This window comes from Streptomyces sp. NPDC104814 (genome assembly GCF_055583185.1).
In genome coordinates this window covers 146,464-162,370 of record NZ_JBVJOL010000003.1, presented here as the reverse complement: position 1 = coordinate 162,370, position 15,907 = coordinate 146,464, and the positions used below count along the sequence as shown (strand labels likewise).

At 71.5% G+C, this 15,907-nt stretch carries 14 protein-coding genes; 1 reads left to right on the top strand and 13 read right to left on the bottom strand.

All coding sequences use genetic code 11. The features are described 5' to 3' along the window. Positions 1-185 precede the first annotated feature (185 nt). The 8 genes from ACZ64A_RS13820 to ACZ64A_RS13785 form a co-directional block, all read right to left on the bottom strand. Positions 186-800, bottom strand: a complete 615-nt coding sequence (locus ACZ64A_RS13820) for a response regulator transcription factor (RefSeq protein ID WP_363262704.1) — start codon at positions 798-800, stop codon at positions 186-188. Beyond that, positions 797-1,987, bottom strand: a complete 1,191-nt coding sequence (locus tag ACZ64A_RS13815; protein ID WP_469810813.1) for a sensor histidine kinase — start codon at positions 1,985-1,987, stop codon at positions 797-799. Before ACZ64A_RS13815 ends, ACZ64A_RS13820 begins: the two co-directional genes overlap by 4 nt. A 5-nt stretch (positions 1,988-1,992) precedes the next feature. Then, entirely contained in the window at positions 1,993-2,733 is a 741-nt protein-coding gene (locus tag ACZ64A_RS13810) for an ABC transporter permease (RefSeq protein ID WP_469810379.1), read from the bottom strand. Continuing rightward, positions 2,730-3,656 (bottom strand): ABC transporter ATP-binding protein, encoded by a 927-nt coding sequence (locus ACZ64A_RS13805; protein ID WP_469810378.1) that lies wholly within the window; start codon positions 3,654-3,656, stop codon positions 2,730-2,732. Before ACZ64A_RS13805 ends, ACZ64A_RS13810 begins: the two co-directional genes overlap by 4 nt. Positions 3,657-3,808: 152 nt before the next feature. Further along, entirely contained in the window at positions 3,809-6,061 is a 2,253-nt protein-coding gene (locus tag ACZ64A_RS13800) for a peptidoglycan binding domain-containing protein (protein WP_469810377.1), read from the bottom strand. Positions 6,062-6,249: 188 nt separating this feature from the next. Beyond that, complete coding sequence (locus ACZ64A_RS13795; protein ID WP_469810376.1) at positions 6,250-6,666, bottom strand: DUF6113 family protein; 417 nt, start codon at positions 6,664-6,666, stop codon at positions 6,250-6,252. Then, positions 6,666-7,526, bottom strand: a complete 861-nt coding sequence (gene mshB, locus ACZ64A_RS13790; RefSeq protein ID WP_469810374.1) for an N-acetyl-1-D-myo-inositol-2-amino-2-deoxy-alpha-D-glucopyranoside deacetylase — start codon at positions 7,524-7,526, stop codon at positions 6,666-6,668. Before mshB ends, ACZ64A_RS13795 begins: the two co-directional genes overlap by 1 nt. An 89-nt stretch (positions 7,527-7,615) precedes the next feature. Beyond that, positions 7,616-7,810 carry a hypothetical protein gene (locus tag ACZ64A_RS13785; RefSeq protein WP_361628725.1) on the bottom strand — a complete coding sequence of 65 codons (195 nt, stop codon included), beginning with the start codon at positions 7,808-7,810 and terminating at the stop codon, positions 7,616-7,618. 156 nt (positions 7,811-7,966) lie between these two features. Here ACZ64A_RS13785 and ACZ64A_RS13780 point away from each other — a divergent pair, with 156 nt between their 5' ends. After that, positions 7,967-10,078, top strand: a complete 2,112-nt coding sequence (locus ACZ64A_RS13780) for a S9 family peptidase (RefSeq protein ID WP_469810372.1) — start codon at positions 7,967-7,969, stop codon at positions 10,076-10,078. 127 nt (positions 10,079-10,205) lie between these two features. On the opposite strand, the gene ACZ64A_RS13775 is transcribed toward ACZ64A_RS13780, so the two are convergent. From ACZ64A_RS13775 to ACZ64A_RS13755, 5 genes are read right to left on the bottom strand one after another with little or no spacing between them, the layout of a single operon-like run. After that, positions 10,206-11,297: an ABC transporter ATP-binding protein gene (locus ACZ64A_RS13775; protein WP_469810371.1), complete on the bottom strand. Its 1,092-nt coding sequence runs from the start codon at positions 11,295-11,297 to the stop codon at positions 10,206-10,208. Further along, the gene (locus ACZ64A_RS13770) at positions 11,290-12,264 is read right to left on the bottom strand and encodes an ABC transporter ATP-binding protein (RefSeq protein WP_469810369.1); all 975 of its coding nucleotides are present in this window, start codon (positions 12,262-12,264) and stop codon (positions 11,290-11,292) included. The genes ACZ64A_RS13775 and ACZ64A_RS13770 overlap by 8 nt, the downstream gene beginning before the upstream one ends. A 7-nt stretch (positions 12,265-12,271) precedes the next feature. Next, a complete protein-coding gene (locus tag ACZ64A_RS13765) occupies positions 12,272-13,279 on the bottom strand; it encodes an ABC transporter permease (protein ID WP_469810367.1) in 1,008 nt (335 codons plus the stop codon). Further along, a complete protein-coding gene (locus ACZ64A_RS13760) occupies positions 13,272-14,195 on the bottom strand; it encodes an ABC transporter permease (RefSeq protein ID WP_469810366.1) in 924 nt (307 codons plus the stop codon). The genes ACZ64A_RS13765 and ACZ64A_RS13760 overlap by 8 nt, the downstream gene beginning before the upstream one ends. Before the next feature lie 6 nt (positions 14,196-14,201). Beyond that, complete coding sequence (locus tag ACZ64A_RS13755; protein ID WP_469810365.1) at positions 14,202-15,836, bottom strand: peptide ABC transporter substrate-binding protein; 1,635 nt, start codon at positions 15,834-15,836, stop codon at positions 14,202-14,204. Positions 15,837-15,907: the final 71 nt, after the last annotated feature.

Sequence of the window (15,907 nt, the reverse complement as noted above, 5' to 3'; positions counted from 1 at the left end):
GCCACGGCCGGGGACGGGACGCTTCCGGTCGGGCGGCGGGGCAGAGCCGTTACGCATCAGATCACCGCAAACACCACTTGGGGGACGATTTCGGGCCATTATCCACCTGTGATCGTCTGCTGCCCGCCGGACGCCGTGTCACACGTCCCGGAAGCGGTCCGGACGAGTACCGGCCGCGGCAGGCGCTACAGCCAGCCCTTCTCCCGTGCGATCCGTACCGCCTCCGCCCTGTTGCGGACCGCCAGTTTCTGGATCGCCGTCGAGAGGTAGTTGCGGACCGTGCCCTGGGACAGATGCAGGGCGGCGGCCAGTTCGGCGTTGGTGGAGCCGTCGGCCGCCGCGCGCAGCACCTCGCGTTCGCGGTCGGTCAGCGGGTTCGCGCCCTCGGCGAGCGCGGCGGCCGCGAGCGTCGGGTCGATGACCCGCTCACCGGCCAGCACCTTGCGCACCGCGGCGGCGAGTTGCGCGGCCGGCGCGTCCTTGACCAGGAAGGCGTCGGCGCCGGCCTCCATCGCGCTGCGCAGATAGCCGGGGCGGCCGAAGGTGGTGAGGACGACCAGCTTGAGCGCCGGGAACTCCCGGTGCAGCAGGCCCGCCGCCTCGATGCCGGTCATGCCGGGCATCTCGATGTCGAGGAGGGCCACGTCGAGGTCGTGCTCACGGGCGGCCGGGAGCACCTCGTCGCCCCGGGCGACCTGCGCGACGACCTCGATGTCCTCCTCCAGGCCGAGCAGCGCGGCCAGGGCCTCGCGGACCATCGACTGGTCCTCCGCCAGCAGGACCTTGATCGTGGGGCTCATGCCCCGGATCCTACGTCCCGGGCGGTACCGGCCGGTACGCGGGCGACGAGCCGGAATCCGTGCTTGAAGCGGCCCGCGTCCAGTGTGCCGCCGGCCTTCTGCAGACGCTCCGTCAGACCGGTGAGTCCGTTGCCGGGACCCGCGCCGGAGCCGCCGGCGCCGTTGTCCTCGACGGTGAGCTGGAGGACGGGCCCGTCGAGGGTCTGGTGCCGGGTCAGTTCCACCGCGCAGCGGCGGGCACCGCTGTGCCGGACGACGTTGGTGATCGCCTCGCGCAGCGCCCAGGCGAGCGCCGCCTCACTCTCCTCGGGCAGCCCGGTGAGGTCGGGTTCGGCGGGGAGTTCGGCGCTCACCCCGGCCGCCGTCAGCGCGACCTGCGCGCCGGCGATCTCTGCGGCCAGCCGCGGGCGGCGGTATCCGGTGACGGCCTCGCGGACGTCCACCAGCGCCTGACGGCTGACCTGTTCGATGTCGGCGACCTGCTGGGCCGCCTTGTCGGGCTGTCCGGGGAGCATCCGGCCGGCCAGCTCGCTCTTGAGCGTGATCAGGGACAGCGAGTGGCCCAGCAGGTCGTGCAGGTCGCGGGCCAGGCGCAGCCGCTCCTCGTTGGCGGCGAGCTGGGCGACGGTGGCCCGGGCCTTGCGCAACTCGATGGTGGTGCGGACGAGTTGGCCGACGCCGCTCATCGCGAACCCGATGAGCAGCACCAGCAGGAACAGGCCGCGCGCCTCCTTCTCGTCGGAGTGCAGGCCCACCAGGTACATGACCACGGCCACGGCGGGGATCGCCCAGTACGCCGCGCGCAGCGGCAGGGTGGCCCCGCAGGCGACCGACACGTAGACGAACAGGCCCAGCCAGGCGCTGCCGAGCGTGTAGGCCAGCAGGGGGGCGAGGAGGCCGAGGGTCACCGTCAGCGAGACGACGACCGGTGCGGCGAACGGGCGGCCCATGTTCCGGAAGACCAGGGTCAGATAGGTCGCGACGAAGGCGGCGAGGCCCACCGAACCGGCGGCGGTGGCCCCGGCGGAGTGGTGGCCGGCCACCAGGTCGCCGACCGGTGACGCCAGGAACACCAGCCAGACGCCGATCCACATGATCTTGACGTACATCTCGCGCCGGTTGCGCGGGGGCCAGCCCAGCCGCACCGTGCGTTCGGACTCGTGCCCGTCCTTGTGGTCCGCCGTCATGGTGCTCACGCCTTCAGCGTGTCCTTCCGGTACAGCCACGCCGCTCCGCCCGCGAAGAGGAGGAAGAAGACGGCGAGGATGGCGATGTCCTGGCTCTGCGGGGCCTGGCTCTGTTCGATGGACCGGCCCAGAGCAGCGTACGCGTGCGTGGGCAGCCACTTGGCGATGTCCTGCAGCCACTGCGGGAAGGTGGTCGTGGGCATCCACAGGCCGCCCAGCATGGACAGACCGAAGTAGGTGATCATCGTGATCGGCCGCACCGCGTCCCCGCTGGCCAGGTAGCCGAGGGCGACGCCGAGCGCGGCGAAGACCAGGCTGCCGGCCCAGATGGCTCCGGTCAGGGCGAGCCACTGCCAGGCGTCGAGGCGGACGTCCTTCACGACCGCGGCGACGACGAAGACGATGATGATGGACGGCAGGCTCACCACGGCCGCGCTCGCCGTCTTGGCGAGGACGTAGCCGCGCCCGGGCAGGGTGGTCAGCCGCAGTTGCCGCACCCAGCCGCTCTCGCGCTCCTTGGCGATGCGCTCGCTGTTGCCCATCAGCACGGCCGTCAGGGCGCCGAAGGAGGCCATGGACACCATCATGTACGTCGGCAGGGTCAGCCCGCTGCCGTCGACCTTGGTGGTGCTGTCGGCGCTGCCCGCGATGATCAGGAACAGCAGCGACGGGTAGAGCACGGAGAAGAACAGGAACTTGCGGTTGCGCAGGGCGCGGGTGAGTTCCAGCTTGATCAGGCTGTTCACTGGGTCTTCGCCTCCTCGGCGGCGGTGATGGCGACGAAGGCCTGCTCGAGGCCGAGCCCGGCGACTTCGAGGTTGCGGGGGTAGAGGCCGAGGCCGTACAGGGCGTGCACGGTGGCGTCGGCGTCGGTGGACTGGATGCGGACGGTGGAGCCGGACACGTCGACGGACGTGAGGAAGGGCAGCGCGCGCAGGGCGGCCTCGTCGATGGGGCCCTCGAGGTCGAACGCGACCCGGCGGGCGCCGGCCTTCGCCTTGATCTCGGCGGCGGTGCCGTCGGCCAGCAGCCGGCCGCGGTGCAGCACGAGCACCCGGTCGGCGATGGCGTCGGCCTCCTCCAGGTAGTGCGTGGCGAACAGCACCGTGCGGCCCTGGTCGGCCTGTTCGCGCATGGTCGCCCAGAACGCCTGCCGGGTGGTGACGTCCATGCCGGTGGTCGGCTCGTCCAGGACGATCAGGTCGCTGTCGCCGGCGGTGGCGAGGGCGAAGCGCACCCGCTGCTCCTGGCCGCCGGAGAGCTTGTTGACCTTGCGGTCGGCGATGTTCGCGACCCCGGCGCGGGCCAGCACGTCCGAGACGCGGTACGGCCGCGGGTGCAGGTCGCAGGCGAGGCGGACCAGTTCGGCGACGGTGACCTCGTCCATCAGGCCGCCGCTCTGCAGCATGGCGCCGACCTTGCCCGCGACGATGGCGTCGCGCGGGCTGGTGCCGAACACACGGACCGTGCCGGTGTCGGGCTGCTTGAGACCGAGCAGCAGGTCGAGGGTGGTCGACTTGCCGGCGCCGTTGGGGCCGAGCAGGGCCACGGTCTCGCCCGGGTGCAGCGCGAGGGACAGCCCGTCCACCGCCCGTACGTCCCCGTATGCCTTGCTCACCTGGTCGAAACCCACCACCGGTGTGCCGGTGGCCGTCGCTGTCGTCGTCATGCCCCCATCGTCGCCGTGCGGGCGGCGGCCCCGGCAGTGTCGGCCGTCCGCAGTGCCGGATGACAGATGTCATGCGGATCGGGTGACAGGCACATGCCGTACGACGAGGGGGCGCCCGGCGGTGTGCCGTGCGCCCCCCTTGGGGTGGTCCGTCAGCTGGGGTTGGTCGAGATGACGGCGACCCGGTTCGTCGTGCTCTTCAGCGCCAGCCGCAGGGCGCCGTAGACGTCCTGGACGGTGACCGGGGTCTTCTGGCCGTTCGCCCGGGCGATCAGCACCCCGTCGAAGGTCTTGCCGTACAGCTCCTTCAGGGCGGCCTCGTCGTAGGAGTCGACGAGCTTGCCGTCGACGGCCTTGACCTTCAGGAACTTCCACAGCGACTTCTGCGGGCTGAAGGCGACCTTGTGCGCGGCGTCCGTCATGACGGTGACCTTGGCGGACATGGCCGGCTCGGCGAACTCCTTCATCATCCGGTCGACCTCGGTGTTGGACACCGTGGGCTGCCGGTTCGTCGTCGCCACCCGCACGGGCGTGGCCACGCCGGTCTCCACCTGCGTGCGGTACGCCTGCTCGACCGCCTGCTTGGAGCCCTCGACGTCGATGCCCTTGCCGGGCTTTCCGTAGACGGCGACGGCCTTGCCGGCCTCGAAGCGGATGGTGCCGTCGGTCATCGAGCCGGAGCCGCCCGCGGCGTTCTCCAGTGCGGCCTGGAGCTTCTCCTCGTCGACCGGCATGACCGGGTCGACCTGGCGCTGCTGCCCGAACAGGGAGCTGATGACGGAGACCGGGTTGTAGTCGCTCCGCGCGGCCGCGCCGACCGTGGCGTCCTCGTCGAAGTGGAGCCCCGCCTGGTCCGGCTTCAGGGTGACCGTGGAGCCGTCGACCGACAGCTTCAGCGGCTCGTTCACCCCCTTGCCGAGCGCCTCGTCGAGCTTCTTGACGGCCTCGTCGCGGGTGCCGCCGCCGATGTCGACGCCGAGCACGGTGGTGCCCTTGGGCACGTCGGAGTGGTTCATCAGCAGCCCGGCGCCGTAGAGACCGGCGGCCACGACGACCAGGCCGCCGACGAGCAGCGGGAGCTTCCTGCGGCCCTTCTTCTTCGACGGGCGCGCGGCGGGCACGTTCTGCGCGACGGGGTCGGGCAGCTTGGGCGGGGTGGGCGCCATCGGGCCGTCGGGGCCCGCGCCGAACGGTCCGGTGCCGCGGTCGCCGGACGGCACCACGGGGATGCCGCTGGTGACGGTGTGGCCGGAGACGTTGTCGTGCTGGCCGCCGTAGCCGCCCTCGGGCGGTTCGGGGGCGGGCTTCTGCGGGGTGAGGATCGCGGTGTCGTCGCTCAGCCCGACGCCGGGGGTGGTTCCGGGCGCCCAGACGCCGGGCACCCCCGGCGGGGTGGGACCGGGACCGGGACCGGCCGTGCCGGAAACCGGCGGCAGGACGGGGCCGTCGCCGGTGACCGGGCCGCTGGTCGGGCCCGAGGGGCCCTGCGGGCCACGGCCGCCGGGGGCCGAGGGGCCGCCCGGGCCGTCGAAGCCGGTGCTGCCGCCGGGACCGGCGACACCGCTGCCCGGGCCGCCGGGACCGCCGGGGGTGTCGAAGCCGGCCCGGCCGGAACGGTCGTCCCCGGGCTCGGCGAAGTACGGCAGGTCGTCGCGGGTCGGCGCGTCGGCGCCGGGGCGCGCCGAACTGCCCAGCGGGCCCGCCGCGAGCGCCTCGGTGACGTCGAAGGAGCCGGTGCCGCCGCCGTGTCCGGGCGCGACCGGGCCGCCGGTGGCGCCGGACATGCCGGAGCCCGAGCCGGGGCGGCCCGCGCCGGGCAGGCCGGAGCCGTTGGTGCCGCCGGGGCGTGCGGAGCCGTTGGCTCCGGGGCGGGCGGAGCCGTTGCGGGCGGGGCCGCCGGGCACGCTCATGGAGCCGACCACACCACCGGGGCGCCCCGCGCCCTGGCCCGTGGGGGCGCCGGAACCGCCGGGTGCGGGCGCCGCGTTGCCGGCGGGCGCGCCCTGGCCGCCCTTGGGCGCGGCGGACTTGCGGGGCGCGAACCAGTCGCTCGTCTTCTCCTCCGCCTGCGGCGCGGAGTCGGCGGGCGCCTCGGCGTTGCCCGGGGCCGGGGCGGCGGCCGCGGGCTGCGGCTCGGCGCTCTCGGCCTCGGCGGCGGCGTCCCCGTCGCCCACGGGCGTGCGCATGACGACCGGCGGAATCGGCCGGGACCCGGGGATGTTGATCCGGATCCGGGTCGTCAGCGTCGTCTCGGTCTTCTTCTCCTCCGGCTGCGCGCCCGTTCGGCCCGCATCCGTACCGTCGCCGGAAGCCGTCGGGGTCCCGTACGGCGGAGTCCCCGAGGGGTAGGCGGCTCCGCCGCGCCCCTTGGGACCGGAGGACGGAGTGTCAGTTTCACGACTCAAGGCAGGTTCTCCCGGTTGGCTCCGCCGCCCGCGTCATCGTCCTTCGCTGGGGTGTCCCCCCGGCTCGGAAGAGCTTGGGGGAGGCTCGGCGGCGCGCACCACCATACTGGCCACTTCTCACCCGTATCCCACGACCGCTGGGGAAACCCACACGGGACTCGCACGTGGACGCTGTGGCGAAGGGGACGTCACTTGCCAAGTCGGGCGGAGTCGGCGCCGGGTTGCCGCCCGACACCCAGGGTGGCGCAGATCACAGCCACCGCCATCCCGCCGAGCAGGAAGAGGTACGACCCGCCGCCGGCGCCGAACATGAAGTCGCCTTCCGGGCGGCTGGTGGTGAGCAGGATGACGGTGACCATCCAGCCGGCGACGGGCGCGACGGCCCCGGCGCGGCTGCCCGTGGCCCGCGCCCCGCCGAGGAAGAGGCCCGCGGCTCCGGCGAACGCCAGCAGCAGCCCGCCCGGGAACCAGCCGGCCTGTACCAGTGCCCCGGCCACGGCGACGACCCCGCCGAGCACGAACAGGCCCAGGTAGGCGGCGGCCCGGCCCGGGGTCGGCGGCCGCAGCGGCTGGGCGAGCGGGGAACCGGCACCACGCTGCTCCATCACGCCTCCCCGACCCCGGCGAACAGGTCGCTCTCGTGGGCGTCCCCGCGCTCCCCCTGCACCAACTCGTAGTACTCCGTGGTGAACAGCGGCTGCGCCAGTTCGTTGGAGAGCACGAAGTACGGCCGCCCGGGGGCGACCTCGATCTGGGTGGCGTGCGCGGCCATCGCGGCGGCCTTGGCGGCGGAGTGCGCGCTGCCGTCGACGGCGGTGGTCACCCGGTCGTCGGCGACGACACCGGGTACGTCGTCCACCGTGGCGGTCTTGGTGAACGGCAGCCCCGACAGCTCCTGCTGGAGGCGGGCGAAGGAGTCGTCGGCGACCGTGCGCGGCACCCGGTTCCAGTAGATCTTGGGGATGCGCCAGCCGGCGTCGGCGGCGAGTTCGGCGGCGCGCATGGCGACGCGGTGGGCCTGGATGTGGTCGGGGTGGCCGTAGCCGCCGTTGCCGTCGTAGGTGACGAGGACCTGGGGCCGGACCTCGAGGATCACCTGAACGAGGTGTCCGGCGGCCTCGTCGACGTCGGCCTGCCAGAAGCAGGCGGGGTCGTCGTTGTCGGGCAGGCCCATCATCCCGGAGTCGGTGTAGCGTCCGGCGCCGCCGAGCAGCCGGTGGTCCTCGACACCGAGTTCGCGCATGGCGGCGGTCAGCTCGTCCAGCCGGTGCCGGCCCAGCGCGGCACCGGTCAGATGCCGCAGCTCGGGCGGGATGACCTCGCCGCGCTCCCCGAGGGTGCAGGTCACCAGCGTGACCCGGGCACCCTCGGCGGCGTACTTGGCCATGGTGGCGCCGTTGTTGATCGACTCGTCGTCCGGGTGCGCGTGCACCAGCAGCAGACGTCGGGAGGGCAGAGCGGTCATGGGGCCACCCTATGGCCTGCCAGGGGGGCGGCCCATGACGGCCCGCGACGACCCCCGGGCCGGGCGGCCCGGAGGGGTGGTACGGCGGCTCAGAACTTGATGCTGCCGATCATTCCCGCGATGTTCGAGGTCAGGTCGCTGATGGTGGGCGCGACCGTCGAGGATGCGAGATAGAAGCCGAGCAGCATGCAGACGATCGCGTGCCCCGCCTTCAGCCCGGACTTCTTGATCAGCAGAAAGACGATGATCGCCAGCAGCACCACCGCCGAAATCGAGAGTGCCACGGCGGTTCACCTCCAGACAGAGCAGGGCACCTTGTAAATCCATGCGTTCGCCGACAGGTTCATACCCACGCAGCGTTAGTGATCATAGCTTTACGTACTCGTGCATGGCTCGGCGCACGGGCGCACAAGGGGGCTCATGGCCAATATGGTCGGGGCATGACGAGCGAGCCTGACTCCTTCCCGCGGCGGCATGCCCGCACCCAGCGCTTCACCCTCGGCGCGCCGCGTTCGTTCACCGTCGCACCCGACGGTTCCCGTGTCGTGTTCCTGCGGTCGGCCTCCGGTACCGACCGGGCCGGCGCGCTGTGGGTGCTCGACGTGGCCGAGGGTGCCGAGCGCCTGGCGGCCGACCCGTACGCCCTGCTCGGCGGGGCCCTGGAGGACCTGTCGCCCGAGGAGCGGGCGCGCCGCGAGCGCAGCCGCGAGGGCGGTGCCGGCATCGTCGGCTACGCCACGGACGCGGCCGTCGAGCTGGCCTCTTTCGCCCTGTCGGGGCGGCTTTTCACGGCCGAGCTGCGGGCCGGCACGGCCCGTGAACTGCCCGTGGCGGGGCCGGTGGTCGACCCGCGCCCCTCCCCGGACGGACGCCATGTCGCCTATGCCGCGGGCGGCGCGCTGCGGGTGGTCGGCGCGGAGGGCGACGGTGACCGGGCGCTGGCGGAAGCGGAATCCGAGGGGGTGAGCTGGGGGCTGGCCGAGTTCATCGCCGCGGAGGAGATGTCGCGTTCGCGGGGTTTCTGGTGGTCACCGCAGTCGGACCGGCTGCTGGCGGCGCGCGTGGACGACACGCCGGTGGGGCGCTGGTGGATCGCCGACCCCGCCCATCCGGAACGTGAGCCACATCATGTCGGCTATCCGGCGGCGGGGACGGCGAACGCCGAGGTACGGCTGTTCGTGATCGGCCTCGACGGAACGCGCACGGAGGTCTCCTGGGACCGGGCGCGCTACCCGTATCTGGCGCGAGTGCACTGGTCAGCGGCGGGGGCACCGCTGCTGCTGGTGCAGGCGCGCGACCAGCGCAGCCAGCTGTACCTGGCGGTGGACCCGGACACCGGGGCGACCCGGATGGTGCACGCGGATGAAGATCCGATTTGGCTGGAACTTTTCGCCGGAGTGCCGAGCTGGTCGCCCTCCGGACGGCTGGTCCGCATCGCGGACGAGGGCGGGGCACGGGTCCTCGCGGTCGGCGAACGGCCGCTGACCAACGGACACTTGCACATCCGCGCGGTACTCGACGTCGCCGACGAGGACGTCCTGGTCTCCGCGTCCGCGGGCGCGGAGGCTCAGGCCCCGGAGACCGGCGAGGTGCACGTCTACCGGGTGAACGAGCTGGGCTGGGAGCGCGTCTCGCAGGAGCCCGGCGTGCACTCGGCGGTGCGCGCCGGCGGCGTGACCGTCCTGGTCTCGGCGACTCCGGACCGGCCGGGCACGCGCGTGCAGGTGCTGAGGGACGGCAAGCCGGTGGCGACGGTCCCCTCGTTCGCCGAAGATCCCGGACTGTCCCCGCGGGTGACGCTCACCGAGGGGGGCGCACGAAGGATTCCGTGCGCCGTGCTCCTGCCTGCGGACCACCCCGGTGACACCCCCCTGCCGGTGCTCCTCGACCCCTATGGTGGCCCGCACGGTCAGCGGGTGGTCGCCGCGCACAACGCGCATCTGACCTCGCAGTGGTTCGCCGACCAGGGCTTCGCCGTCGTGGTGGCGGACGGACGCGGCACACCCGGGCGCTCGCCGGCCTGGGAGAAGGCGATCCACCGCGACTTCACGGTGACCCTGGACGATCAGATCGAGGCGCTGCACGACCTCGCCGGCCGCTTCCCGCTGGACCTGACCCGGGTCGCCATCCGCGGCTGGTCCTACGGCGGTTACCTGTCGGCGCTCGCCGTGCTGCGCCGCCCGGACGTCTTCCGGGCCGGCATCGCGGGCGCCCCGGTCACCGACTGGCGGCTGTACGACACGCACTACACCGAGCGCTACCTCGGCGACCCGGGCGCGGACCCGGCGCCGTACACGCACAGCTCCCTGGTGGACGACGGCGGTCTGGTCTCCCCCGCCGAGCCGCACCGCCCGCTGATGGTGATCCACGGCCTCGCCGACGACAACGTCGTGGTCGCCCACTCGCTGCGCCTGTCCTCGGCGCTGCTGGCCGCGGGCCGCCCGCACGAGGTGCTCCCGCTGTCCGGAGTGACCCATATGACCCCCCAGGAACAGGTCGCCGAAAACCTGCTCCTGCTCCAGGTCGACTTCCTGCGACGGACGCTCGCCTAGACCGTGACGTCCGCCAACTGCGTTAACACACCGGCAACTTCGCGGAAGCGGTACCGATATACGGACGCGGGAGACTGATCAGCGTACGGCCGTGCGGGTGCCGTGAGCGGCCGGGGTGGCAGCGATGTCACCCCGGCCCGTCTCCTTGCTGCGGCGGGCGGTGCTCGGTGGGCACCGCCGGCGGACGGCCGGGGCGGTCCTCCCCGGGGACGACCTGCTTCTCCTCGGCGAAGTGGCAGGCCGAGGGGTGGGCGGCCCGGCCGCCGGGCAGGTGGGGCGGGATCGTGAGGAGGGGGACCTCCAGGGCGCAGCGTTCGCGGGCCTTGAAGCAGCGGGTGCGGAAGCGGCAGCCGGAGGGGATGTTCGTCGGGGACGGGACGTCGCCGGCGAGGATGATGCGCTCGCGGTGCTCGCGGGCCTCCGGGTCGGGGACCGGGACGGCGGAGAGCAGCGCCTGGGTGTAGGGGTGCGTCGGGTGGTCGTAGATCTCCTCGTCCGTGCCGATCTCGACGATCCGGCCCAGGTACATCACACCGACGCGGTCCGAGATGTGCCGGACGATCGACAAATCGTGCGCGATGAAGACGTAGGAGAGGTCGAACTCGCTCTGCAGGCGGTCCATCAGGTTGATGACCTGTGCCTGCACCGACACGTCGAGCGCCGAGACCGGCTCGTCGGCGACGATCACCTCCGGGCGCAGCGCCAGGCCGCGGGCGATGCCGATGCGCTGGCGCTGACCGCCGGAGAACTGGTGCGGGTAGCGGTTGATGTACTCCGGGTTCAGACCGACGACGTCCAGCAGCTCCTGGACCTTGCGGCGCCGGTCGCCCTTCGGGGCCACCTCGGGGTGGATGTCGAAGGGCTCACCGATGATGTCGCCGACCGTCATGCGGGGGTTGAGCGAGGTGTACGGGTCCTGGAACACCATCTGGATGTTGCGGCGGACCGCCTTCAGCGCACGCCCGGACAGCTTGGTGACGTCCTCGCCCTTGTAGCGGATCCGCCCGGCGGTCGGCCGTTCCAGGTTGACCAGCATCTTGGCGACCGTGGACTTGCCGCAGCCGGACTCGCCCACGATGCCGAGGGTCTCGCCGCGGCCGAGCGTGAAGTCGACGCCGTCGACGGCCTTCACCGCGCCGACCTGCTTCTTGAACAGGATGCCCTGGGTGAGCGGGTAGTGCTTGACCAGCCCGCTGACCTCGAGGATCGGCTCAGCCATGCAGGCACTCCCTCCAGAAGTGGCAGGCGCTGCCGCGCTCCTCGGACACCTCGTACAGCGGCGGCACGTCCGTGCGGCACACGTCCCGGGCCATGGGGCAGCGCGGGTGGAAGGCGCAGCCGGGCGGGATGTTCATGAGGTTGGGCGGCAGGCCCTTGATGGCGTACAGCTCGTGGCCCTTCTGGTCCAGCCGCGGAATGGAGTCCAGCAGGCCGCGGGTGTAGGGGTGGGCGGGTGCCTTGTAGATGTCGTGCACCGGCGCGGACTCCACGATGCGGCCGGCGTACATCACGGCGATCCGGTCGGCGACGTCGGCGACCACGCCGAGGTCGTGAGTGATGAGGATCAGGCCCATGTTGTACTCGCGCTGGAGGTCGGCGAGCAGTTCCATCACCTGGGCCTGGACGGTCACGTCGAGGGCGGTGGTGGGTTCGTCGGCGATGATGAGCGCGGGTTCCAGGGCCAGCGCCATGGCGATCATGATGCGCTGGCGCATACCGCCGGAGAACTGGTGCGGGTACTGCCGCACCCGCTCCTTGGCGGCCGGGATACGCACCCGTTCCATCAGCTCCACGGCCTTGGCGCGGGCGTCCTTGGCGGTCATCCCGCGGTGCACGACGAACATCTCGCCGAGCTGGTCGCCGACGGTCATCACCGGGTTGAGGGAGCTGAGGGCGTCCTGGAAGATCATCGCCATCCCGGCGCCGCGGATCTTGCGCCGCTCGTCCTCCTTCAGCTTCAGCAGGTCCTGGCCCTGGAAGAGGATCTCGCCGCCGGTGATCCGGCCCGGCGGCATGTCGAGGATGCCCATGACGGTCTGCGCGGTGACCGACTTGCCGGAGCCGGACTCGCCGAGCACGGCGAGCGTCTCGCCCGCCTCCACCCCGTAGGTGACGCCGTTGACGGCCTTGGCGACCCCGTCCCGCGTCCGGAACTCCACGTGCAGGTCACGCACTTCGAGCAGCACGGGCGGCTCACCTCAGCTTCGGGTCGAGGGCGTCGCGGACCGCGTCGCCGAGCATGATGAAGGCCAGGACCGTGACGGCCAGGGCGCCGGAGGGCCACAGCAGGGCGTGCGGGGCGTTGCGGATGTAGGGCGCGGCGGCGGAGATGTCGATGCCCCAGGAGACGCTCGGCGGTTTCAGGCCGACGCCGAGGAAGGAAAGGGTGGCCTCCAGCGCGATGTAGGTGCCGAGCGCGATGGTCGCCACGACGATCACCGGGGCGACCGCGTTGGGGGTGATGTGCCGCAGCAGGATGCGGGAGCTGGAGGCGCCGAGCGCACGGGCGGCCTGCACGTAGTCGTTCTGTCGGGCGGTGATGACCGAGCCGCGCGCGATGCGGGAGATCTGCGGCCAGCCCAGCAGCACGATGAAGCCGACGACCGGCCAGACGGTGTTGCTGGTGACCACGGACAGCAGCACCAGACCGCCGAGCACGACCGGGATCGCGAAGAAGATGTCGGTGATCCGGGACAGGATCGAGTCCCAGACACCGCCGAAGTACCCGGCGAGCCCGCCCAGCACGCTGCCGAGCAGGGCGACGCCGAGCGTGGCGCACACGCCGACCGTCACCGACGTACGGGCGCCGTAGACGGTCCGGGTGTACACGTCGCAGCCCTGGCCGTCGAAGCCGAAGGGGTGGCCGGCGGAGGAACCCTGCTGGGCCTTGGCGAGGTCGCACTTGAGGGGAGAGCCGGAGGCGATGGCCGACGGCCACAGGGAGATGAAGACCAGGAAGAGGATGACGAGCCCGGAGATCAGGAACACCGGGTTGCGGCGCAGGTCACGCCAGGCGTCGGACCACAGGGAGCGGGGCTTGGCCTGCGGCCCGGTGCCCTCGGGACCGCCGGGGGCCCGTCCGCCGGAGGCGGCTGATGAGCGCTGCTCCAGCGTCGTGGCCTCGCTGGCCCCGAGGTCCATCGCGCCGCCCATGCCGGTGCCGGCGATGGCGCCCTCGGGCTCGTACGGCTGCTCAGGCATAGCGGATCCTCGGGTCGAGTACGGCGTAGAGCAGGTCGACGACCAGGTTGGCGACCAGGAAGACCAGGACGAGGACGGTCACGAACCCCACGACGGTCTGGGTGTTCTGCCGCAGGATGCCCTGGTAGAGCTGGTAGCCGACGCCGTGGATGTTGAAGATGCGCTCGGTGACGATCGCGCCGCCCATCAGCGCCCCGATGTCGGTGCCGATGAAGGTGACGACGGGGATCAGGGAGTTGCGCAGCAGGTGCCGGACGACGACCCGGCGCCGCGGCAGTCCCTTGGCGATGGCGGTGCGCACGTAGTCGGAGCGCCGGTTCTCCGCGATGGAGGTGCGGGTGAGCCGGGTGACGTAGGCGAGGGACACCGACGCCAGCACCAGCCCGGGCACGATGAGTTCGTTGAAGGGGGCCTCCGGGGACACCGAGGGGCGGATCCAGCCCCACTTCACGCCGAGCAGCAGCTGGAGCAGCAGACCGGTGACGAAGGTGGGCACGGAGATCACCACCAGGGTGCCGAGCAGCACCCCGGTGTCGACGGGCCGGCCGCGGCGCAGGCCGGTGACGACACCGAGGGTGATGCCGACGACGATCTCGAAGATGATCGCGACGACGGTGAGCCGGATGGTGACGGGGAACGCCGTGGCCATCAGCTCGGTGACCTTCTGGCCGTTGAACGCCGTACCGAAGTCGCCGGTGAAGACGTTCCACATGTAGGTCAGGTATTGCTGCCACACCGGCTTGTCGAGGCCGAACTCCTTCTTCAGCTGCGCGGCGGTGGCCGGGTCGCACTGCCGCTCGCCGCACAGCCCCGCGATGGGGTCGCCCATCACGTTCACCATCAGGAAGATCAGCAGCGTCGCCCCGATGAACACCGGGATCATCTGGAGCAGGCGCCTGAGGACGTAGCGTCCCATGACCGGTCAGCTGACCTTGATCTCGTTGTACACGGGCACGCTGAACGGGTTCAGCGTCACGTTGGACAGGCGGTCCGACCAGCCGGCGCTGCCGTTCTGGTACCACAGCGGGATCGCGGCCATGTTGTCCCGCACGACCCCCTCGGCCTGCTGGAACAGGCCGACGGCCTTGGCGGTGTCGGTCTCCTGGTTGGCCTTGTCGACCAGGCCGTCGAACTGCTTGTTGGACCAGTGGCCGTCGTTGGAGGAGGCGTTGGTGTAGTACAGCGGCTGCAGGAAGTTCTGGATGAGCGGGTAGTCCATCTGCCAGCCGGCGCGGAAGGGGCCGCTCATCTTCTTCTGTGTGATCTGGTTGCGGAAGTCGGCGAAGGTGCCGACGGGGTTGCCGACGCACGCCTTGGTGTTGCCGAGCGCGTTGTTGATGGAGTTGCACACCGCGTCGACCCACTGCTTGTGGGAGCCGGTGTCGGCGTTGTAGCTGATCTTCACCTGCCCGCCGGGGATGCCGCCGCCCTGCTGGACGTACTTCTTGGCCTCGGCCGGGTTGTAGTCGCAGAACTTCCCGCACAGGCCCGGCTTGTAGCCGCCCGCCGCGCCGAGGACGGGCGAGGTCCAGTCGGTGGCGGGGGTGCGGGTCTTCGCGAAGATCGTGTCGGTGATCTGCTTGCGATTGATGGCCATCGACAGGCCCTGGCGGAGCTTTTCGGAGTTCGGCTTGTTCCACTTCGCGTCGTAGAACGGGAACGACAGGGTCTGGATGATGCCGGCCGGGGTGTTGAGGTAGCGGTCGCCGAGGTCGCTCTTGACGTTCTTCAGCTGGGCGGCCGGGACGTCGTCGACGAGGTCGAGGTTGCCGGCCATCAGGTCGGTGTAGGCGGTGTTGTTGTCGGTGTAGACCTTCAGGTCGACGCCGCCGTTCTGCGCCTTGTCCGGGCCCGGGTAGCCGTCCCACTTGCGCAGGGACATCTGCGAGCCCTTGGCGTACGACTGGATGGTGTACGGGCCGTTGCCGATCGGCTTCTTGATCCATCCGGCGTGGTCGGTGAAGAACGCCTGCGGCAGCGGGGCGAAGGCCGGGTAGCCGAGGGTGTCGGGGAAGGTGGAGAACTTCTGACTGAGCTTGACGGTGAAGGTCGTGTCGTTGACGACCTTCAGCCCGGACAGGGTGTCCGCGCTCTGCTTGCCGGTGTCGGGGTGCACCTTGTCGTAGCCGTCGATGTAGCCGAAGAAGTAGGCGTTCTTCTGGTTGTTCTTCAGGCTCGCGCCGTAGTTCCAGGCGTCGACGAAGGACTTGGCGGTGACCTTCTCGCCGTTGGAGAACGTCCAGCCGGGCTTGATGGTGATCCTGAAGTTCTGGGAGTCGGAGGTCTGGATCGACTGGGCGAGCATGTCCTCGGCCTTGCCGTTCTGCGGGTTGTACCGCTTCAGACCGCGGACGATCATGTCGAGGACCTTGCCGCCCTGCACCTCGTTGGTGTTGGACGGCTCCAGCGGGTTCTGCGGGTCGCCCCAGGACGCGCTGAGGACGCCGCCGCCGTTGCCGCCACCGCTGCCGCTGTCTCCCCCGCTTCCGCAGCCGGTCGCCGCGAGGACTACCGCGGCCGCGCAGGCGGCCCAGGTGGCGTGCGTGGCTCCGCGCATGGAGTGCCTCCTCGTCCCTGCGTCCCTGACCGGGCGACGCGGTGCCGCCGGCGCCGGGGCGCTGATCGTTA